At 49.3% G+C, this 22140-nt stretch carries 16 protein-coding genes; 11 read left to right on the forward strand and 5 right to left on the reverse strand.

Annotated elements, in window-relative coordinates:
• Positions 1-98 precede the first annotated feature (98 nt).
• From Dvar_RS16680 to Dvar_RS16690, 3 genes are all read right to left on the reverse strand, one after another.
• Positions 99-596: an NUDIX hydrolase gene (locus Dvar_RS16680; RefSeq protein ID WP_419662818.1), complete on the reverse strand. Its 498-nt coding sequence runs from the start codon at positions 594-596 to the stop codon at positions 99-101.
• Positions 597-751: 155 nt separating this feature from the next.
• Positions 752-2035: a class II fructose-bisphosphate aldolase gene (locus Dvar_RS16685; RefSeq protein ID WP_419662819.1), complete on the reverse strand. Its 1284-nt coding sequence runs from the start codon at positions 2033-2035 to the stop codon at positions 752-754.
• A 177-nt stretch (positions 2036-2212) separates the two neighbouring features.
• Positions 2213-2731, reverse strand: coding sequence for a DUF4124 domain-containing protein (locus tag Dvar_RS16690; RefSeq protein WP_419662820.1), 519 nt, complete (start codon positions 2729-2731; stop codon positions 2213-2215).
• Positions 2732-3031: 300 nt separating this feature from the next.
• Between Dvar_RS16690 and Dvar_RS16695 the strand changes: the two genes are divergently transcribed.
• Both Dvar_RS16695 and Dvar_RS16700 read left to right on the forward strand, forming a co-directional pair.
• Positions 3032-5113 carry an ABC transporter substrate-binding protein gene (locus tag Dvar_RS16695; protein ID WP_419662821.1) on the forward strand — a complete coding sequence of 694 codons (2082 nt, stop codon included), beginning with the start codon at positions 3032-3034 and terminating at the stop codon, positions 5111-5113.
• A complete protein-coding gene (locus Dvar_RS16700; protein ID WP_419662822.1) occupies positions 5064-6449 on the forward strand; it encodes a 3-deoxy-D-manno-octulosonic acid transferase in 1386 nt (461 codons plus the stop codon). Before Dvar_RS16695 ends, Dvar_RS16700 begins: the two co-directional genes overlap by 50 nt.
• 45 nt (positions 6450-6494) lie before the next feature.
• On the opposite strand, the gene Dvar_RS16705 is transcribed toward Dvar_RS16700, so the two are convergent.
• Both Dvar_RS16705 and Dvar_RS16710 read right to left on the reverse strand, forming a co-directional pair.
• Positions 6495-7829, reverse strand: a complete 1335-nt coding sequence (locus Dvar_RS16705; RefSeq protein WP_419662823.1) for an ATP-dependent 6-phosphofructokinase — start codon at positions 7827-7829, stop codon at positions 6495-6497.
• Entirely contained in the window at positions 7826-8851 is a 1026-nt protein-coding gene (locus Dvar_RS16710; RefSeq protein ID WP_419662824.1) for a KpsF/GutQ family sugar-phosphate isomerase, read from the reverse strand. Before Dvar_RS16710 ends, Dvar_RS16705 begins: the two co-directional genes overlap by 4 nt.
• Positions 8852-9496: 645 nt before the next feature.
• Here Dvar_RS16710 and Dvar_RS16715 point away from each other — a divergent pair.
• The 9 genes from Dvar_RS16715 (at position 9497) to Dvar_RS16755 (ending at position 22126) form a co-directional block, all read left to right on the forward strand.
• Positions 9497-10840, forward strand: a complete 1344-nt coding sequence (locus tag Dvar_RS16715) for an OmpA family protein (RefSeq protein ID WP_419662825.1) — start codon at positions 9497-9499, stop codon at positions 10838-10840.
• 123 nt (positions 10841-10963) lie between these two features.
• Entirely contained in the window at positions 10964-11158 is a 195-nt protein-coding gene (locus Dvar_RS16720; protein ID WP_419662826.1) for a DUF2959 family protein, read from the forward strand.
• A gap of 62 nt (positions 11159-11220) precedes the next feature.
• On the forward strand, positions 11221-12042 hold the full coding sequence (locus tag Dvar_RS16725; protein ID WP_419662827.1) for a mechanosensitive ion channel family protein: 822 nt from the start codon (positions 11221-11223) through the stop codon (positions 12040-12042).
• A gap of 120 nt (positions 12043-12162) precedes the next feature.
• Positions 12163-12441 (forward strand): PxxKW family cysteine-rich protein, encoded by a 279-nt coding sequence (locus tag Dvar_RS16730; protein WP_419662828.1) that lies wholly within the window; start codon positions 12163-12165, stop codon positions 12439-12441.
• Between the two features lie 246 nt (positions 12442-12687).
• Positions 12688-14004 carry an aminotransferase class I/II-fold pyridoxal phosphate-dependent enzyme gene (locus tag Dvar_RS16735; protein ID WP_419662829.1) on the forward strand — a complete coding sequence of 439 codons (1317 nt, stop codon included), beginning with the start codon at positions 12688-12690 and terminating at the stop codon, positions 14002-14004.
• 3 nt (positions 14005-14007) lie between these two features.
• Positions 14008-15846: a chloride channel protein gene (locus Dvar_RS16740; RefSeq protein WP_419662830.1), complete on the forward strand. Its 1839-nt coding sequence runs from the start codon at positions 14008-14010 to the stop codon at positions 15844-15846.
• Between the two features lie 61 nt (positions 15847-15907).
• Positions 15908-18097 (forward strand): malate synthase G, encoded by a 2190-nt coding sequence (locus tag Dvar_RS16745; protein ID WP_419662831.1) that lies wholly within the window; start codon positions 15908-15910, stop codon positions 18095-18097.
• Between the two features lie 319 nt (positions 18098-18416).
• The gene (locus Dvar_RS16750) at positions 18417-19736 is read left to right on the forward strand and encodes a serine dehydratase subunit alpha family protein (RefSeq protein ID WP_419662832.1); all 1320 of its coding nucleotides are present in this window, start codon (positions 18417-18419) and stop codon (positions 19734-19736) included.
• Positions 19737-20656: 920 nt separating this feature from the next.
• The gene (locus Dvar_RS16755) at positions 20657-22126 is read left to right on the forward strand and encodes a TolC family protein (protein WP_419662833.1); all 1470 of its coding nucleotides are present in this window, start codon (positions 20657-20659) and stop codon (positions 22124-22126) included.
• The last annotated feature ends 14 nt before the right edge of the window (positions 22127-22140 follow it).

Raw genomic sequence — 22140 nt, forward strand, 5'->3', positions numbered from 1 at the left:
GGTAGGAGGGTGCAAAAGCTTTAGGAAAAAGAATTCTGGTAGGCAATAGGGCTGGTGTCCGGCATGTAAGGGTGTATGATGAAAATCATTTTTAATGTTTAGAACGTTGAAAAATAAAGACGAATAAATGATCTGTGGCTTTCGAATGCGATTTCGGGCAGATTATCATGATCAAAAAAAGCCACGGCAGATGCATCATCGCCAGCTACGGCCAGACCTGAAAAATGGGTGATTAGATATCCAACCAATAGTATGGATCTATACAGGGTGCCGGGACTCGTCGTTACGCCAATGAGGGTGTTGATTTGTCCGTTCAAACCTGTTTCTTCCTGAAGCTCCCGAAGTGCTGCCTGCTCTGTTGTTTCACCACATTCGATAAACCCACCGGGTAGACACCAATGACCCTTTTTCGGTTCAACGTCACGTTTAACCAGAAGGATTCGTTTTTGTTTATCAACAAGTACGGCGCAGGCTGCGGGTACCGGGTTCTCATAAATCGGTAATCGACAGTTTTCACAATACAGACGTGTTCTTCCCTCTATGTGTCGTTGCACCAAGGCATTTGAACAAAAATGGCAAAATCTGATGGTTTTCAAGGTACTCTTCCTCAGGTTGTATCTGTCAAAAAATGGAAACAACCAATCCTCAAATACAATGCAGTGATCCGTATCCGTGGATTGGTTGTCGGTTTGGATGATCTGGCCGGGCCAGTGATTATCTAACAAAGAAAAAAGAATGAAAACCCTGTCGATCAGTCATCAAAATCGCCTTCGGGGCCTTCATTACCCTCAATCAGTGTTGCCCGCTGAACAATTTTTTCCGCAGTCCATTCCGATGGATCCTCAATGCGCTGAGCCTTGGGGCCTGGATCATAACCACCTGTTTCCAATATGGTTTCGATGGTGATGTCAGCAGTATCCTGTGCATTGAAAACGTTGACAATCATGTTGTAAACAAAGGATTCAACACGGGATTCCATTCTGGAACGAATTTCTTTGGGTTGTCCTAAAAGCTTGTTTTCAAAGGGTAAATTTAATTTTTTATAGTTTCCACCTTTCCATTCTTTCTCATTGGCATAGGCAACCATTTGGGCCCACATGGCTTCGGTGACACCTTCATCCGTAATTTTAATAAAATTCCCACTGTCATCTAATGCAGCGTTACCGTCATCATTGACTTCCAGCCCCCATGAAATCATTTGTAGTGCGGTGGCAACATTCGCTTTGGTCGTGTTGGTGTGTTTGGCAATTTCCCGCAGACGCTGCGAACTATTGCCCGATGTACCATGCTGTGCGCCGGATACATGGTAGGGGACAAGGGCTTCATGAATCTTTTTGGTCAGATCCACCTGTATGCCTTGGCCACTGGCTTCTATCCCGTGAACACTTCCATTGTTCAAAGCAATCCAGTTGGGAAAAATATCATGGGCATTGAGTCCTTGAATTAAAAACAAGGCCTCTGACGGGGTTGAAAGTCCGAGCTTCCCCTTTATTTCGCCAATCTCGGTTTCTAATCCAGACCAGTCGGGGATTAGCGGTTTCAACTCCAAATTGGCCAAAAGGTTTTGATCGTCAGGCAGGTGGGATGCGTCAATGGCGATCGATGTGATTCCGGCATCAAATAACGTGGGGATCTCTATTTTGGCATCAGGGATGTCATCCTGGCTCTTGATGCCATAATGATCGGCATGTAAGGCAACGGGAATCGTAATTCCCATTTGATTGCATGCGGCGTCGACAATCATGGCAATATTCCAATAGTTTACGGCACAATAGGCGTTGGCTCCGCCTTCTGATCGGGCAATTTCGATGATTAATGCCCCGTTGGCCCGTTGGGCAGCCCGCAATGCGCCGCGGATAACAAATGAATTCCTGCCGTTGGCAGCGATACAAATGGTATTTTTCTTTTTCATCATTGCCAAATCGATAAATTTTCCACTGATCAGTAGCGCTTTCGAGTTGGGGAATAGTTTTTGAATATTGGGGGGACGGCCAATGGAAATCGCCTTGTTGAAATCGTTTGATGATGTCGTCATGTTTTTCCTCCTTATGGGCCTTAGACCATGCTAATGTGGATTTTTTTCACAAAACAGGTCGTGAGTTAAGTATGTAACTTTATCCCAGTCGATCGAATGGGCAGGTAAACGATGCTTTATTATATGATGCGTGATAAGGCCTGATTTGACCCATACATCTGGTTGACATCTATGGATTTATTGTGCAGGTACTTCATTCGCGGGCATGATCTTTTTTTTGTATGCGTCGACTTTTTCTTTATAAGCCTCCAATCGCATTTCATATTGTTCGGTTTTTGCATTATATGCCGAAATTCTCTCTCTGAGTTCTTTACGGTCGGTGGCATCACCCTTTTGAGCCTTTATGTCTTCGATCTGCTTTCTCTCTTCCACTATTTGCTGATATTGTTTTTCCAGTTCCGATTTTTCGTTTAACAGTGATTCTCGGGTCAATTCAACGGTGTGACTAGGCTGGTCAGCCTCCGGCTCTGCATCGGTCTTGCTCTTTTCTTGGCGGGACGATGCATCCTGCGAGGCATCGCCCACACTTTCAAAATGTTCAGCTGACTCGCGTTGTTCGACGGGGACCTGGCTCAAATCATCAGTCCATCGCTTCTGGCCATTTTCATCAATATATTTATATATTCGAGCAGATAGCGATGATGTCAACATCGGCAATAGGATAATTGCCAGACAGACGATAACTATTTTTTTCATGGAAAACGCCTTTTCATTTGGAAATGGGGATGGAAATTATTTTTTTTGAATGGTAACCAGCTGAATGGCTTACTATAATGTCGTTATCCGTGAGATGTCAAGCACCGACCAGGGTTGCTAACCATCGCCAATTGGACAAGGCGCCAAAACGTTACGCCTGATTCCAATGAACAATTGTTTGACAATGAAACCAGCTTGTGTAGATTAAAATTTATCTTTTTATGGAATTAATTGAATCCATAAAGGGAAACCAATTATGGATGTATCATACATCATCGCGTCTATGGGAGACGGCCACACATGCAAAATTTTTTTCGATGTTTCTTTTTTCTCATTCTCGTTGCAATGGCCGGGTGTGCACCCACGCCAAAACCGACACCAATGCCTCCAACGGCGACTGAAAGACTCGGCCACCCGCTGTTTACAAAAGCCGAACAGGCTTTTGATAAAGGGCAATATGCTGAAGCGCTGAATATCTATAACACCTTTCTGGATAAAGCTTACAACGACCCTGCTGCCGATGCGGCTCTGTTCAAAGTGGGTAAAATATTTCAACTTACCGGTCGTAGCGAGGATGCGTTGGCTGTGTTTTTGCGATTAACACACGAGTTTCCGCAAAGTGAACTTGTCTGTGACGCCATACTTGCAAGAATGAGCATCCTTTTTGAACGTGAAAATTTTGACACTGTCGTCAACGTTGGATTGGCCTATCTGGAAACCGCCGATCCTAAGGTACATCGCACACCGTTTTACGCAATTATCGCCGATGCCTATGAGGCCAAGAACGCCCGTCTTGATGCTGCCCATTATCGTTACCAGGCATTCGTCAATGCAACAGAGGAAGAGCAATCGATCGCCTGGGATAATCTTCAAAAAAGTGTGGAACAGCTAAGTGCCGTTGAAATTCAGGCGCTGGTCGCACAAGTGACCGATCGTCGGATCATGGGTGCTTTACTCTATCGGCTCGGTATGGCCCTAATTATGGAAGAGAAGTATGATGAAGCGATAGATGTTCTCAGCGCCTTTGTTGATAAATTTCCCTCACACCCTGATCGCCAGGATGCCTCGGATATCATTGTTTCCCTTGAAGAACGCAGTCGTTTTACCCCGTTTAAGGTCGGCTGTGTCCTGCCCCTTTCTGGACCTTTCGGGCTATTTGGCCGGCGGGCGCTGGACGGTGTCGAATTCGCTTTCAGCATAATCAGTGAAACTGCGCAAGATCTCCCATTTCAGATTATTGTCAAGGATTCCCGATCTGATCCCAAAATCGGGGCAAATGCGTTTGAGGACTTGGATCAACAAAAAGTGGGGGCCATTTTAGGGCCTATGTCCATTTCAGATACTGTCGCTGAAATAGCCCAGAAAAGAGGGATGCCCATCATTGTTTTTACCCAAAAAGAAGGTGTTACAGACAGTGGGCCCTATGTGTTCAGGAATTTCATTACCCCTCAAATGCAGGTGCAGGCCCTGGTCGATTTTGCTGTGGATGAACTGGGTGTTGACCGGTTCGCCGTCCTATACCCCGATGAGCATTACGGGCGACGGTATATGAATCTTTTTTGGGATCAAGTCGTGGACCATGGACGCGTGATCAATGGGGTTGAGACGTATAATCCCGAAGGCACCGATTTTGCGACGCCCATTAAAAAACTGACCGGTATTTACTATACGATTCCCAGGGACTTGGTAAAAAAGAGCATGCCCCATCCAATCGACTTGCCCCTGTCATTTATAAATGATGATCCGATTAACGGTCAGTCTCCACATATCGATGTCGATCTGCTGCCGGTGCTAAGCGGTATCCCGCTAGACCATGAATTCATCGATGCCTTGGGCCGGCGCAATGTCGACAGGGATGATCAGTGGCATCCCATTGTGGATTTCGATGCCATATTTATCCCCGACGCCCCCAAGAAAGCAGGGTTGGTCATTCCGCAACTGGCCTATTACGATATCCGTGATGTTTATTTGTTGGGAACCAATTTGTGGAATTCACAGACCCTTCTCGATATGTCAAAGGATTACATGAAATCCACGTTGATCGTTGATGGTTTTTTTGCCAACAGTCAGAATCCACACACAAAAGCATTCGTCGATGATTTTAAACGGGTTTATAACCGGATGCCAGGTATCATCGAAGCGGTTGCCTATGACAGTACCATGATGGTTTTTCAAACCATGCGCCAAACCGCCTCGGATTTAAGACGCGACATCAAACAGGCATTATCGCAAATCTCGGACTTCAATGGTGTTTCCGGGCGTACTAGCTTCACAGCCAATGGTGAAGCGCAAAAGACCATGACCATGCTTCGAATCCAAAAGGGACGTTTTGTTGAAGCAAAAGTCGAATCATCGGCTGCTGGAGACATCTCACAGCACTGATTGCTGCTACTCGCCCATGACTATTTTTCATTATATCTATGCTGCGGTGCCGTTGATTTTGTCGCCAATGGTGATGTTTGGGTTTTGGTGTTATGCCAAAAAGCATCCGCAAAAGCGGCCCATAGTGGCCGAACGGCTGGGATACGATCCCAAAAAACGCGGCCAGACTTTTCGCGGTAATCCAAAAATATGGATCCATGCGGTTTCAGTTGGTGAAGTCAAAGCTGCAGAGTTGGTAATTGACGCTTTGGATGCCCTTTATCCGGCCGCTGCTTTTCTTTTGACAACCACGACCACCACCGGTCAGCATGAGGCCTTGCGGCGGATGGGCGGGCGCGCTGTCGTTTGCTATGCACCGTTAGATTTATGGACGGTGGTGGGGCGTTTTTTTTCTACATACCAACCGGATGTATTAATCTGTATGGAGACCGAAATCTGGCCGAATTGGATTCTAAAGGCCCGACGGGTAGGGACCAAAATCATTTTTCTCAATGGCCGCCTTTCCAACCGATCGATTCATTCGTATATGAAGATTAGACCTTTGCTGAAATCCGTTTTGGAGCATGTGGATGCGTTCAGCATGATTTCTAAAGGTGATGCTTGCCGGATTATTGCTTTGGGGGCACCATCCCGGCGGGTTCATGTCAACGGCAATGTAAAAAACGACCTGCGGGTTGAAGCCCAAGATGACGATTGTGCCGCTCGGTTAAGAGAATTGTTTTGCGTGGCAGAAGATACACCGGTGTTTGTTGGCGGTAGTGTTCGAGGAACCGAAATTGAAATTCTCTTGGACGTTTATGAACGATTGGCAGCCCGCATACCGGGATTGGTTTTTATTATTGCACCGCGGCATATTGAGAAGGTGCCCATGATCGAACAGCGGGTCCGTGAGCGACAAATTGCCTATCAACGAAGAACGATTCTTGAAGAGAACAGGGGGAACCGAAAAGCCGCACTGATTATACTGGACACGATCGGTGAGCTGCGCGATGTGTACAGCATCGCGTCGGTGGTATTTGGCGGGGCCAGTTTGGTACCATTGGGGGGACAGAATGTCCTGGAGGCTGCGGTATGGGCCAAACCCGTTCTTTTTGGTCCTCATATGGATGATTTTTCCGAGGCACGAGCATTGCTTGAGGCATGCGGGGGGGGGATCTGTGTCAATAACGCCAATGAATTAACCGAGCAGGCCGCCCGCTTATTGTCCCAACCCGCTGAAGCCCAACGTATGGGGCGTTTGGCAAAGGCGGCGGTGCTCTCCAATCAGGGGGCCACGGACCGTCATGTACGCGTGGTTTTGCGCTTGCTGCCGACTATCAGGCCTCCACACCTTTAATGTTATTGTTAAGGTTATAGTAAGGCAGGCATGAATTGATGATGCTCATTCGGGTGCGTCATTTTTCATCAGTGGTTGGCCCGTGGACTCGAGTACCGTGGTCCAAAGCTTTCCCCGGGGACGAACCTGTTTGCGTTTTCCCACCGTGGCTGCCATGGGCAAATGTACAAAATGGTTGTTCCAATGTCCGATGATCAGCTTGGTTTTTCCCGCCATTCCCGCATGGACGGCATCTCTTCCCAAAAAACCGCAAAAGACACTGTCATTGCCGTTTGCTGGAAGGCTACGGATCATGTAGCTAGGATCAATGTATTTGATGTTTAATGGAAGATTCTTTTTTTCAAAATGCGCTTTAATCGCATCTCGCAAAAAAGGGCCAATATCATTGAGACGTATGTTGCCGGAGGCGTCACGCTGCTCGCCCACATTTGTAAAAAACTTTTGCCCGGCGCCTTCAGCAACAACGATAACCGCATGGCCACGATTGGATAGTCTTGCTTCTAACGCGGCCAATAGGCCTTTGGGGCCGTCAATGTCAAAATCGACTTCAGGAATCAATACGAAATTAGCATCCTGCTGGGCCAGCGCAGCGGTGGCGGCGATAAAGCCGGAATGGCGGCCCATGAGCTTAATCAGGCCCACACCGTTGGGGTAGGAAATGGCTTCGTTATGGGCGCTTTGGATTGCCAGGCGGGCAACATCCACTGCGGTGTCGAAACCAAAGGATCGTGAAATCAAGAAAATGTCGTTATCGATGGTTTTGGGAATGCCGACGACACTGATTTTAAGCCCGCGCTGGATAATGGTATCCGCTATTTTGGATGCCGCCATGAGTGTACCGTCACCCCCCACCATGAAAAGAATGCCAATATTATTCACTTCCAGGCAGTCGACCACGCGGTCGATGTCCTGAGCCCCCCGTGACGATCCCAAGATGGATCCGCCCATGTTCATAATCGTGGTTACCCGAGCTGGGGTCAGGTCCAGAAAATCGTGGTTATATTCGGGAATAAATCCCTCCAGGCCGTGACGAACACCATAAACGTTTTTCACATGATAGCGGTAAAACAATTCCAAAACGATAGCCCGAATGATGTCGTTTAGGCCCGGGCACAGCCCTCCGCAGGTAGCAATTGCGCATCTGAGTTTGGATGGATCGAAATAGACGGTGCGCCGTGGCCCGGCCACTTCAAAGGATGGCGGCGAGATACCCTGGGATAGCAGGGTTTCCGTATCAGACCGGTTGATGTTGATCAATATTTGATCTTCATCGTTGATAAACCGGTGCTCAATGCCCTCGTGTTCACCCGTGAGTATTGGTGACGGTATCTTTGCTTCACCTAATGTTTGAATCCGTGTTTCGATGGTTTTGTTATTCATAACCGCTCCTTATAGGATTCATGGGGGATAGCGTTTTTTGTTTCGGCTTCAAACCCATTGAATTTGAATTCACCTTTTCCAAGAATGTCGTGTAGATGAAGAATCCCCAACACATGGTGGTTATCGTCAATAATCGGCAGCACAGTGACTTCATGCTTTTCCATAATGTTCAGGGCGTCAAATGCAGGTGTGGTTGCCAAAGCGTGAAGGGGAGACGGTGTCATCACATCAACCAGGGATTGATCAAAGATTGATTTTTTTTGTGCAATCATACGCCTTAGATCTCCATCCGTGATAATGCCGGTAAGTTCCCGGTTTGCGTCAACAATGATCAGGGCGCCCAACCCGTGACGATCCATTTCCGCCACGGCCGCTTCCATGGAGCAGGACTGGTCGGCGACGGGCACGGCGGGTCCCGTCAGCATAATATCTTTGACCATCCTGGATAGTCGTTGACCTAATGCCCCGCCAGGATGAAACCGTTTGAAATCGCTTGATTTAAAATGCTTTTTGTTGATCAGCACCACTGCCAGGGCATCCCCCATGGCCAAGAGCGCCGTGGTGCTGGCCGTGGGCGCCAACCCTAAAGGACAGGCCTCTTTTTCAACGCTAACGTCGATTACAATATTACTGTTATTGGCCAGTGTGGACGACGGGTTGCCTGTCATGGCGATAATTGTGCATCCGATGTTGCGGATACTCGGCAATAGCAAATTCAGTTCATCGGTCTCTCCGCTGTAAGACAAGGCTAAAAATACATCATCTGGGCAAACCATGCCTAAGTCGCCGTGCATGGCTTCCACGGGATGAAGAAAAAGGGAACGCGTTCCAGTGCTGTTAAGGGTGGCGGTAATTTTTCTCCCGATAATACCGGATTTTCCAATACCACTGATGATGATTCTGCCAGTGGCGTTCATGATCGTATTCACCATCTGCTCAAACCGGTGATCCAGGCGACTAATTAGGTTTAAAATTCCCTCTGCTTCAATCTGAAGAACCTGTCTGGCTTCTTTTAAGAGCATTACTGACTTTCCCTCTTCTATATCGGATCACAACAAAATGATTCTATAGCATTCAAGATAATTTTTTTGGGCCGCGTTATCGGTCTTCGCAGTATGACAATACGGCTTCCCCCCTCTGGCCTTGCCAAAAACATTATCTTAAAAACTGTATTAATAAACAGTATGGTCGTGGCGTTGCGATTGACTGTGATCGGCTATAAACGCAGCTCAAGATTATCGCATTTGAGTGAAAAGTCAATGCGTCAGATGGGATGCGCCAGTTGTCTATTACCGATGACCATTCAATATGCTTCAGTTTGTGAAGACAAATGGATCTCCGACATATGCGTTTGCGAATCAAAAAATGGTTATGGGGTCGTATCTTTTTTGCAAGATGAAAAACTTAATGGATTTGTTTGTTAAAATAAAAAAATAATGCTGGATTTTTCAATTTGTTTGATTATTATTGGATTCATTCGACCGAAAAAACGATGGCTATATCCTACAGGTGATGGGAATGATTTCTCCTGCATTGCCTGCTAATGGGGCAAATCTTTATTTGTTGATCCGATGTGCTGCCCGCTATCAGGGCGCAGCAATGTCTTTCCGTTCCACTCTTTAAATTTCATGAATTGAAAATTTTCATCAACCAGGAGAGGAGAATTTATGAAACATCAATCTGTTAGGCTGATTGTTGGGGTAATGCTGGTTATGTTTGCAGGTGCTTGTGCTACATCTTTCGAGCCTGTACCTGCTTTTTCACCGGTGGATGTCAATGCTGACGGGTATGCTTTGAAAGTGCAAAACACGGTTGTTGTGTTAGATACATCATCATCCATGGCCGAAGGGAGTGGACAGTACAAAAAATTTGACATTGCCACGGCGACGGTCCGCAACTTGATCCAGACCATCCCGGAGAACTTAGAGATCAACAGTGCATTGCGTACTTTTGGTCACCATGAAAAATTCTCTCCTGAGGATACGGTTGCCATTCGTAAAATGGGCGATTTTGATAGCGCGAGTATGACGAGTGCACTATCGACGGTGACCCAATCTGGTGGCCCCAGCCCGTTGTGCACGGCCATCCGGGCCGCTGCCGATGACTTGAATGGCCTTGATGGCAAGAGTGCGTTGATCATTGTTACCGATGGTAAGGATCTGGGACAGGCCCCGAGCATTGCGGCAACAGCACTGAAGGATAAATACAAAGACTCGCTTTGCATTTATCCTATTCTTGTGGGGAATGATCCCGAAGGCAAGGCTCAGATGGAAAAGCTTGCCCAAATTGGGGGCTGCGGTGTCATGGTCAATGCCGATGATATCAACAGCGGGCAGCAGATGGCTGAGTACGTAAGCAATATTTTTGTTGGTGACGCATTGGACAGCGATGGGGACGGTGTGATCGACGCCATGGATAAATGCCCGGGAACCCCGGCCGGTACCGAGGTTGATGCCACAGGGTGCGTAAAAGACAGCGATGGAGATGGGGTCGCGGATGCCATGGACAAATGTCCGGGAACTCCTGCCGGGATAACGGTCGATGACTACGGGTGTGCGCTCGACAGTGATGGGGATGGTGTCTCGGATGCGTTGGATAAATGCCCGGGAACCGCTGCCGGTAAAAAAGTCGACGCGTCCGGGTGCCCTTACACAGTGCTTAAGTCCGATGCCATATCATGGACATTCGATGAAATCAGCTTTGAAGTGGGGAAAGCCGATCTTTCACCCAAATCATACCCAGTACTTGACAAAATTGCGGGCGCTTTGGAAGCCAGGCCGGAATTGATGGTTGTCGTTGAAGGCCACACCGATAATACCGGTTCTCGAAGAGGAAATATGAACCTTTCTCAGCGGCGTGCTCAGGCCGTCGTCGATTATCTGGTGGGCAAAGGGATTTCTTCCTCCCGCCTTTCCGCAAAAGGATATGGACCCGATCGGCCAATTGCCGATAATGGGACCAAACTCGGCCGTTCGAAGAATCGCCGCGTGCAGTTTACCAAGGTTGAGTAAAAACGGATCGCCCATCAGCGTCCCGCAGTTCACGATTCGCTTCCACGAACTGCGGGACGCGTTTTCTAACCCAGTTGCCTGGGAGTCAAAGATGAACGGCCAAGCAGATTCCTTCAGCAAAACATGGCTTACATCAACATTGCGATGGCAGGCGACCCTGACGATCCTCTGTTAACGCTGTTCCTTATTAGCAGTTGCCAAACGACTTACTATTCGGTTTGGGAAAAACCAGGCAAGGAAAAGCGCCATTTGCTCAAAGAAAATGTGGAGAAAGCGCGCCAGGATCAGGTGGATGCGTCTGAACAATTCAACCGTTAATTCAGACAACTGCCTGATTGCACAAAGGACTCTGTTGGATGATTTGCAGAAAGGAAAAATAAATGGAAGAGATTATTAACAAGATTTATCAATTGTTGACCGTTTACGGACTGAAGGTGCTCGCTGCACTGGCGATTTTTATCATCGGACGATGGGTGGCCAAAGGGGTCCGCAAACTGGTCGAGCGACTGATGACCAAAAGCAAGGTCGATCCCACCCTGGTTTCGTTTACGGCCAACCTGGCTTACATCGGCCTGCTGGCGTTTATCGTGATCGCCGCACTTGGACAGTTGGGAATTCAGACCACCTCTTTCATTGCCGTTTTAGGTGCCGCCGGTTTGGCCGTCGGTCTTGCCTTGCAGGGCTCCCTGTCAAACTTTGCCGCCGGTTTTTTGCTGATTATTTTCAGGCCGTTTAAAGTGGGGGACCTGATCGAGGGTGCCGGTGTGTTCGGTGTTGTGGAAGCCATCCAAATTTTTACCACCCAACTGAAGACCGCGGACAACAAGACCGTGATCGTTCCCAATGCCAAGCTTACCGATGATAACATTGTCAACTGGACCGTGAAGGGAACCAGACGGGTGGATATGGTTTTCGGTATTGGATACGAGGATGACATTGATAAGGCCCGCTCGTTGATGGCCGAAATTGTTGCCGCGGATGACCGTGTCCTTAAAAATCCTGAACCCCAGATTGCCGTTTCAGAATTGGCTGACAGCAGCGTTAATTTTGTGGTTCGGCCATGGGTGAAAGTCAGTGATTATTGGGGAGTCTATTTTGACCTGACCGAAAAAATAAAAAAGGCTTTTGATGCCAATGGTGTTTCCATTCCCTTTCCCCAACGCGATGTGCACATGTATCAGCATGATTCACAATCGTCTTAAAAAAATATTGACAATTTGATTTTTCTTGAATATTAATGTTAAGATTTTGAAAAGGCCGAAGGATCCTTTCCTCTTTGGCCTTTTTGTTTGTTCAGATATTACAATTTGGAGGTGATACCGATGAAATGTACGACAGTTCGCAAAGGCATGGAATGCGCTTTTATGACAGCCAAGGGCTGCGGATATAAAGGTGGCGTATGCCACGAAATCGTAGAACAGTGCAAAGGGTGTGGGCGAACCCTCGAAATGGAGTCGGGCTGGTATTGTGCGGCTTGCCCGGAACCCACTGCCAAGTGGAGAAATGGGAATTGCAATCTGGCCACCCATGTCAGCACCAGCATGGCTGAGTCGGCCCAGAAGATCAACCCGCTCAAGGCTTCAAAACGTTCCCGAAAGTAGTTCATCCGTCGATTTGAACGGTTTGACCAAACCCTGCCATGGCTGATGCATGGCGGGGTTTTGTGTGTTCGATATACACTTTGGGCAGGTTACCAAAAAAAGCGCAATTGCCGGCGCTTCATCCAGTTAATAAGTGTGCATCTTCCTGATTTGTTAGTGCTTTTCCCTTGACTTTTAGTGCCGCTAAAAAGTAAAAAACACAGATAAAAGCCATTGCCGGACCAAATTTTCAAAAGGTAAATTTTAATGAATCCGTTAGCCGAGCAGCTCAACCAAACCATCAAGTCCGTTGCCCCCCAAATTTATGGGATGTTGTCCGATGTGGGCAAGAAACTGTTTTTCCCCAAGGGAATCCTCAGCCAGAGTGCCGAGGCCAAAGAAAAAGCCCATGCCATTAACGTGACCATCGGTATCGCCAAAGAAGCGGGCCATACGATGTACTTTGACAGTGTTATGGCGTCCATCAACAACATTCGGCCCAGCCAGGCTTTGACCTATGCGCCCTCTTTTGGTCTCCCATTGCTACGCGACAAGTGGCAAAAGGATATGTTCGAGAAGAACCCGTCACTTGAAGGCAAGACCGTCAGTCTACCTGTGGTGACTTGCGGGATTACCCATGGAATTGCTACCTTTGCCGATGTGTGGATTAATCCCAAGGATGTCGTTATTTTGCCCGAAATGATGTGGGGCAACTACAACATGATTTTTTCCGTCCGCAAGGATGCGATCATCCGTCATTACGAATTGTTCAATACCGATGGGGGATTCAATCTCACCACATTTGAACAAGCTGTACGGCAAGAGGCCGCCGACCATCGAAAGATTACCGTACTGCTCAATTTTCCTCAGAACCCATCGGGATACACGGTGAGTGAAAGCGAGGCGGATGCCATCGTTGGTATTCTTAAAAGTGTTGCCGATTCAGGTACCAATGTGATCGTTGTCTGTGATGATGCCTATTTTGGGCTTTTTTATGAAGCACAAACCCTTAAAGAATCCATTTTTGGACGGCTGTGTGGGGCGCATCCGAGAATCCTGGCGGTAAAACTGGACGGCGCCACCAAAGAAAATTTCGTGTGGGGCCTGCGCGTTGGTTTTATTACTTACGGTGGAACCTTTGATGGGGATACAACCGCACTGTATGATGCGCTTGAACGAAAAACCGCCGGATGTATCCGAGGCACAATCTCCAATGCGTCACACTTGAGTCAGACGGTTCTTCTCAACTCGATGAACAGTGAAGCCAATGCCGCTGAGAAAAAGGAAAAATTCGCTATTCTCATGGCGCGTGCCAATCGCGTCAAAGCCGTGTCCATGGATGCCAAATACGCCGATGCCTGGGACGTGTATCCGTTCAACTCAGGTTATTTTATGTGTATTCGGCTCAAAACCGTGGATGCGGAAACCTTGCGGGTTCATCTTCTCGATCGATATGGTGTCGGGTTGATCGCCCTGGGTGCCTCAAATGTGCGGGTCGCTTTTTCATGCATGGAAGAAGGGGATGTGGAAAAATTGTTCGATACCATCTATCAAGGAGTCAAAGATTTGGAAAACAGCCAATAGACCATGCCGCATAAAAAGAAAAGACCGGGATCGATAAAACGAATCAACAAAAAACTGGCTCACCTTAATGTTGCCCAGGCAACCCGATGGTCGATTTATTTTGTAGCCATCGGTTTGATTGCCGGGCTGGGATCGATTGTCTTTCATTATCTCTGCCAGCTCGGCGTCCATTTTTTTCTGGATATGGCGGCCGGGTACCGTCCGCCCGCACCGGCCGGTGAACACCACCTGCTGCCACCCACCAATGTTCCTTTCAACCGTTGGATATTGCTTTTTTTACCCGCTTTCGGCGGAATCCTGAGTGGCTGGCTGGTTTACACGTTTGCACCCGAAGCAGAAGGCCATGGAACCGATGCAGCCATTAATTCCTATCACAACAAAGGCGGATTCATTCGCGGTCGGGTCCCGATCATTAAAACCATCGCTTCATCCATTACCCTTACTACTGGTGGATCAGGGGGCCGGGAAGGGCCCATCGCTCAAATCGGTGCCGGATTTGGCGCTTTTCTGGCCACAAGTTTGAAACTATCGGATCGAGAACGACGAATCATGGTGGCGGCCGGCGTGGGGGCCGGTGTCGGCAGTATCTTCCGGGCACCGCTAGCCGGCGCTTTGTTTGCGGCGGAAGTGCTGTACCGTGATCCGGATTTCGAATCCGAAGTGATTATCCCGGCCGGGATTTCATCGGTCGTGGCCTATTGCGTATTCTGCCTGCGATTTGGTTGGGGATCCTTGTTCGAATCACCGCCGTTTCATTTTCAGAATCCGTTGGAACTGGGGCCGTACTTGGTGCTTTCCCTCGTTCTTGTGGGGGTTGGCATTTTTTATGTCAAAACGTTTTACGGCACGATACATATCTTCGAGTCCATAAAGAAAATTCCCAACCATCTCAAACCGGCCATTGGCGGGTTGTTGACCGGTGCCGTCGGTTTCATCTGGCCCCATACACTGGCATTTGGCTACGGATTTGCCCAGCAGGCGATCAATAACGAACTGGCGATTCCCTTTTTACTTTCCCTGGCTTTTGGAAAGGTGTTGACCACCTCGTTTTCCATCGGTTCCGGCGGTAGTGGCGGTGTGTTCGGACCGTCCGTGGTAATCGGTGGGGCCACGGGCGGCGTGGTGGGCAAGTCTTTTCACGCCATTATGCCAAACGTGGTGACCGAACCGGGTGCGTTTGTTGTCGTGGGGATGGCGGGTTTTTTTACGGCCGTTTCCAATACGCCCATATCAACCATCATTTTTGTCAGCGAGATGACCAACTCCTATCATCTGCTGCTCCCCAGCCTGTTGGTCTGCTCCGTGTCTTATATGGCGTCCCGGCGCTGGACCATTTTTAACCAGCAAGTGCAGAGCAAAGTGGATTCTCCCGCCCATGCCGGTGATTTTTTCGTTGATATTCTCCAGGCCATACCGGTCAACGATTTAATGCCGCTGGTTAAAAAAGTAACGCTGATTCCCCAAAATATGCCTTTTTTGGAGTTCAAACGGTATTTTGCCCAAACCAAACAGCACTACTTCCCAGTAGTCGATGAGGAAAAGCGATTGTCGGGTATCTTCTCCATCAATGATATCCGGGGCGTTCTTTTTTCTCCAGAAATCGAACAACTAGTAGTCATGAATGATGTGGCCACACCGGATATTATTCTGACGACGCCGGAAGAGGATCTTAACGCGGTGCTGAAGAAATTTACTACCCGCAATATTGACAGCTTACCGGTGGTGCGGGCCGATGATCACGGCATTTTATTGGGCATGCTCAACAGAAGAGAAGTGATTTCTTTTTACAACCAAAAGGTCGATGAAATGAAATCTCAGCGTCTGAACCATTCAATTGTTTAGTTTAACCCGGTCAACCCGGATACCGTTGAAGATATTTTATTTCCTTCATAATGAGGTCAGCATGAATAAAATGATCAGCACCAAAGGACTCAAAGTCGACGATACCTTGTATAGATTTGTTGCAAGCGAATTGACTCCCGGCACCGGAATTGAGTCAGACGCGTTCTGGGCCGCGTTGAATGATATCGTTATGGATCTGGGCCCTGACAACAAAACGCTTTTGGACACCAGGGATCAACTGCAAAGCCGCCTGGACGCGTGGCATGGCGACCACCATGACCGTCCCGTGGAGCCGGCCGCGTATCGCCAATTTTTAATGGACATCGGGTATTTGCTTCATGATGGCGATGACTTTGCCATTACCGTGGATGGGGTGGACCCTGAGATTTGCTCTGTTGCCGGTCCTCAACTGGTGGTTCCCGTCGACAATGCCCGCTATGCGCTCAATGCTGCCAATGCCCGGTGGGGAAGTCTTTACGATGCCTTCTATGGCACGGACGTGATTCCCGAGAGCGATGGGCTGGAGAAGGGCGATGCTTACAACCCGGGGCGGGGACAGCGGGTTATCGCGGAAAGCCACGTTTTCATGGATGAAACCTTCCCCCTTCAAGGCGCAACCCATGCAGTCGTTCGTCAATACCGGTTGACAGGCACCGACGAATCCCGCGAACTGGTTGCCGAGCTGAGCGATGGCAGTCAGACCGGATTGGCCGACCCGGATGCCTTTGTTGGCTTCAGCGAAGCTAATGGTGAACTGGCTTGCATTCTCCTCTGCAACAACGGATTGCATGTGGAACTGGCCATCGATCCCACCCATCCCGTCGGCCGCTCCCACCCGGCCGGGATAAAAGATATTATTTTGGAAAGTGCCTTGACCACCATTGAGGATTGTGAGGATTCGGTGGCTTCCGTGGATGCTAAGGATAAGGTTGCCGTTTATCGCAACTGGCTGGGGCTGATGAAAGGAACCCTTGAGACATCTTTTCTTAAAGGAGGCAAAACGCGCCAGCGATCGTTGAACCCGGATCGACACTACACCGCGCCTGATGGCAGCCCGCTGACCCTTTCCGGTCGCAGTCTGATGCTGGTACGCAATGTGGGGATGCACATGTACACGGATGCGGTCGTTACCGCCGACGGGAAGCCGATTCCAGAGGCGTTTTTGGATGCCATGGTTACGGTCTGTGCCGCCATCTTTGATATCAGGGGGCTGGGGCCTTTTTGCAATAGTCGAAGCAAAAACGTGTATATTGTCAAACCCAAACTGCATGGGCCGGATGAGGTGTCCGCCACGGTCTCTCTTTTCAGCCGGGTTGAACAGGCGCTGGGCCTTGACCCGGGGACCATTAAAATCGGTATCATGGACGAAGAACGGCGCACCACCGTTAACCTGAAAGAATGCGTGCGACGTGCAAAAGATCGCGTGATTTTTATCAATACGGGGTTTCTGGATCGGACCGGCGATGAGATCCACACCATCATGGCCGCAGGACCGGTGCTGCCTAAAGCACAGATGAAACAGGCTCACTGGATGCTATCCTATGAAGACTGGAATGTGGACATCGGTCTGGAAACCGGCTTTAGCGGTAAAGCACAGATCGGTAAAGGAATGTGGGCCATGCCGGATGCCATGCGTGAGATGCTGGAGACAAAGATGGTTCATCCCCAGGCCGGCGCCAATACGGCCTGGGTGCCGTCGCCCACCGCAGCCACCCTGCACGCCCTTCACTATCACCAGACCGATGTAAACCAACAACAACGATCCCTTATGGGAAAGCGGCGGGCGTCTTTGGATGATTTGCTGACGCTGCCCCTGGTGGATCCAGATACCTTGTCAGCAGCGGATATCGAAAGTGAAATTCGCAACAATGCGCAGGGAATATTAGGTTATGTGGTACGTTGGATCGATATGGGCATTGGCTGTTCCAAGGTTCCGGACATCAAGGACATCGGGCTGATGGAAGATCGGGCGACCTTGCGTATTTCCAGCCAGCACATGGCCAATTGGTTGCACCACGGCATCATCTCCAAAGACCAGGTGGACCGTGTGTTACAGGAGATGGCCGCCGTCGTGGACCGGCAAAACGAGAACACTCCCGGCTACCGGCCCATGGCACCTGACGTCGAAAATAGCATCGCTTTTACTGCCGCTCGCGAATTGATCTTTATGGGGGTCGACAGACCCAACGGCTACACGGAGTGGACACTCTCGGAAAAAAGACGACAGGCGAAACAGCAACAGAGTAGATGATCTGTGCATACACGTTTCGGTGATGGGTCTTACAATATTACACTCAGCACCCAGCGGATGGGAAAATAATTGCCTATGTCTGAATTTCACTTATGGTGGTTAATGCATAACATTTTGTAAAAACAATATAAAAAAAATTATAAGACAATGGCACAGCTTGTGCTTTATAAGAAGGCAGCGAAGGTAACTAAATCCTCTTTAACGTGTGGGTTGAATTTCTCTCAAGGAGAACCAATACTCACAAAAAATTCTATTTCCTCCTTTTTTGGGCAAGATCAATTCGGATCTTGCCCATTTCTTTTTTAAAAAGGAAAACACCATGCGTTATACCATTAAAGATATCCTAAACATTGAGGTCGCACCGGCACTGGGGTGTACCGAACCGGTGGCAATTGCTTTGGGGGCGGCGGCTGCCGTGTCTCTCTTACCTGAGAAAAAAATCAATGCGATCGAGATCTGGGTAGATCCGAATATTTATAAGAACGGACTGGCGGTCAGTATCCCTGGAACCGGTGGGCTCAGCGGGTTGGGCATGGCATCGGCCCTGGGCGCGGTTGGCGGTGATCCCCAGAGGCGACTGGAGGTGCTCGATACGGTGGGGGACATGGCCGTATCCGCCGCAAAGCAGATGATCAATGACGGGCAGGTGAAGGTGAATTTGCTCAGGGATCGAACCGGCCTGTACATCAAAACGGTTGTCAATGGGGCGGGGCATCGGGCTGAGTCCGTAATCAGGGACCTGCATGACAACATTGTTTCCCTGACCTTAGATGGCAATGCCGTCACCGAGAGCCCGCTGTTGCCTGAAGCCGACCCGTCGCACGGGCAAAACCGTTTGGCGGAGATGGAGGCGTGGCTAAAAGCGTGTACCCTGGAGCAACTCCTTGAGCTGCTGGACGGCCTGGATGAGTCGGATATTGATTTTTTACAGTCCGGTATAGCGGTCAACCGGCGGCTGGCCGACTATGGCCTCAAGTACGGGCCGGGGTTGGGTGTCGGCCGTACTTTGGAGCGTCTGGTACGCCAGGGGCTGATCAAACGGGATATGCTGATTGCCGCCCGGATTTTGACTTCTGCAGCCGCGGATGCCCGTATGTCCGGTGTGAAATTGCCAGCCATGAGCAGTGCCGGTTCCGGCAATCACGGGTTGACCGCGATTCTGCCCATTGTTGCCATTGAACCCTATATCGATGTGAATCACCGCACGGTTCTGGAGGCTATCGGTCTGAGTCACATCATTACCGCTTTTGTCAAGGCGTATACCGGTCGCCTGTCGGCCATCTGCGGATGTTCAGTGGCTGCCGGTGCCGGTGCCACGGCAGGTGTTACCTATCTCATGGGTGGTACCAAACAGCACATTGCCGGCGCTATTAAAAACCTGATCGAAGATCTGGCCGGTGTGATCTGTGATGGTGCCAAGGGGGGCTGTGCCCTGAAGCTGGCCACTGCCGCCGGGACTGCCGTCCAAGCGGCCCTGTTTTCTCTGCAGGGAGTCAATGTCAGTTTCACCGATGGGATTGTGGGGCGGTCACCGGAAGATACGATGAAAAACATCGGCACATTGACATCCCAGGGCATGATCGAAACGGATCGGACAATTTTGAATATCATGTTGGAGAAACAATTCTCCAATGTTTGATGAACTCGTAAAAAGTCTTTGTTCGGACGGATTCGTAAAAAGCCCGAGATCAAGGCTTGCGAATCCTGAGGAATGAGGCGTACTTATCGTACTCCGCAGTGACGAAGGATACGCGTAACGCCGATATCGGACTTTTTACGAATCCGTCAATGTTTGATCAAGGCAATGAGAACTCACCATTGATCAGTCAGATGCTGACCGATCAATGGTCGGTGACGCGGTCAGGACATGTTGGCGAAAACAGGGGGGTGACTCGATCTGTTTGTTGATTGAAACAGGGGGCTTATTGTCTTCTATCTGATATCGTTGCCAAGCTGATTACGCCGATACCCAAAAGTATGAAAAAGGTGATTTCCGGCATGGACCTCCTCCTCTATCCTAAAGTTATATGCCTGCCTTGTGAAACGGGGGAATGGTGCTTCCACATGCTTAAACGTACAACCAATAAAACAAGTTTCTATTTCATGGCGAAATTAAAATCGTGGAGAGGATCATTGATTACCAAAATAACGGCTTGGTAGCCAACCTGCATAAATGAATAAAATAATATTGTAAGATTAGTATGTACACTCAACACAATTGTCAAAATAATATAATCCATTCACTCCCGTCAAATTTTTTATTGACCTTTTTTACAATTTTTTAATTTTTCTTGGTCTCTTTTGGGGATGCCCGACAAACCAATACGGTTATTTGCCCAATAGTCGCCGTTTCCCTGCCGTAATTCGTGCCTTGAAAGATGACTCTGAGACATGGCGCCCCCTTTTTTCAGCGTTCGTCAATCGATGGCTGCTCGCTTTCGGTTGGAGATTACGGTGTCTTAAGATAATGGTTCTGTAAACCGATAAGTCGACTACATGAATAGTCGAACAGCCGACACCTGCTATTTTCCAACGATCGACACCAAAGGAGCGCATTTCATGTCAAGCTATATGCCGAGGTGGTGTACCTGCGCGTTGATTTTGATCAACATCAGCTTTTATTTTTTCCCGGTTTTGACAATCGCCCAGACTGAAGCCAGCAGTAAAAGCCAAACGATTTTGCAAGAGGCTGATCTTGACGCCTGCCTCAAAGAAGCCCTTAAAAACAACCGCCGGCGTCCCGCGTCCCGGTATGCTGTGGAGATGGCCGAAGCGCGGCACCGCCAGGCATTAGCGGGGTACTGGCCACAAATCAGCGCCAAGGGGGGCTACTTGCGCATGGACGAGTCTCCCAATTTCCTTTTCCCATCAAGCACCATGTCGTTGCCCATGGGCGGTAGCCTGCCGATTACGATTCCCGGCGTGGGCACTGTTCCCGTTAGTTCCATCGATGTGCCCGCCCAGGATGTCAAATTGATGGATGAAGACAACTATTGGGCCTCCCTGAATGCCACCTGGCTCCTTTACGACGGCGGTATGCGCAAAGGGTATCGTGAGCAATCCGGTGCATTGGTGGAGATGATGAAACAGGAATGCCGGCGTACCGATCTGGAAGTCATCGATAGTGTCAAGCGTTTGTACTACGGGGCGGTGCTTGCCAGGCAACTCCACCAGGTGGGGAAAGATACCCTGGCCCGCATGGGGGCAACGCTCAACCTGACGGAAACCATGTACAAAAAAGGAAGTGGCGCAGTCAAGAAGACCGACTGGCTTGATAACAAGGTGATGGTCGAGTCCTTGCGCGCCATGGTCGCCTTGTTGGAAAAAAATGAGTTGATGGCACAGGCGGCACTGGCCAATACGATGGGACTGCCGTGGAATACCAGTGTGGTGCCGGTTGACCGTAAAATGCCCTTCACCTCCTTTATGGACCAATTGGACCGCCTTGTTGGTACAGCCTATCAGTTTAATCCGGACTGGTCGAAAATCGAGGCCGGCCTGCGTGCTGCACAAGGCGCGGTGCGAACTGCAAAGAGTGGTCATTATCCCAAACTGGCGGTGACCGGCCAACTCCACAGATGGTGGAACGACTATGACGGCGGCCTGGCTACGGAAAGCAACAAAAAGGGATGGACCGTGGGATTGGGGCTTGAGCTTCCCCTCTTCAGTGGGCTGCTGACCCACAATAAAATTGCCGAAGCCCGCGCCCAGGTGGCTAAACTCAAAGAAGAGCGTTTTCTCCTCAAGGAGGGCATCGGTCTGCAGATCAAAGATACGGTTTTGTCTTTAGGGGCCGCCGAAAAATCCCACCAGGCCACGTTAGAAGCCATGCAGGCGGCTGGAGAGAATCGGGATTTGAACGTTCGAGCCTATCAGCACGAACTGGTGGAAACCGAAAAGGTGATCCGTGCCCAGCTAATAGAGGCGTTGATGTCTGCCCAGCATTACAAGGCACGTTACGACCATATCGCGCTTCGGTCTCAGTTAAGTCTGGTGGTGGGACGTGAGGTACTGAAAAAGATCCAGTGATTATGAAATCCGTT

The sequence above is a fragment of the Desulfosarcina variabilis str. Montpellier genome, from assembly GCF_048565275.1.
Taxonomy (GTDB): domain Bacteria; phylum Desulfobacterota; class Desulfobacteria; order Desulfobacterales; family Desulfosarcinaceae; genus Desulfosarcina; species Desulfosarcina variabilis.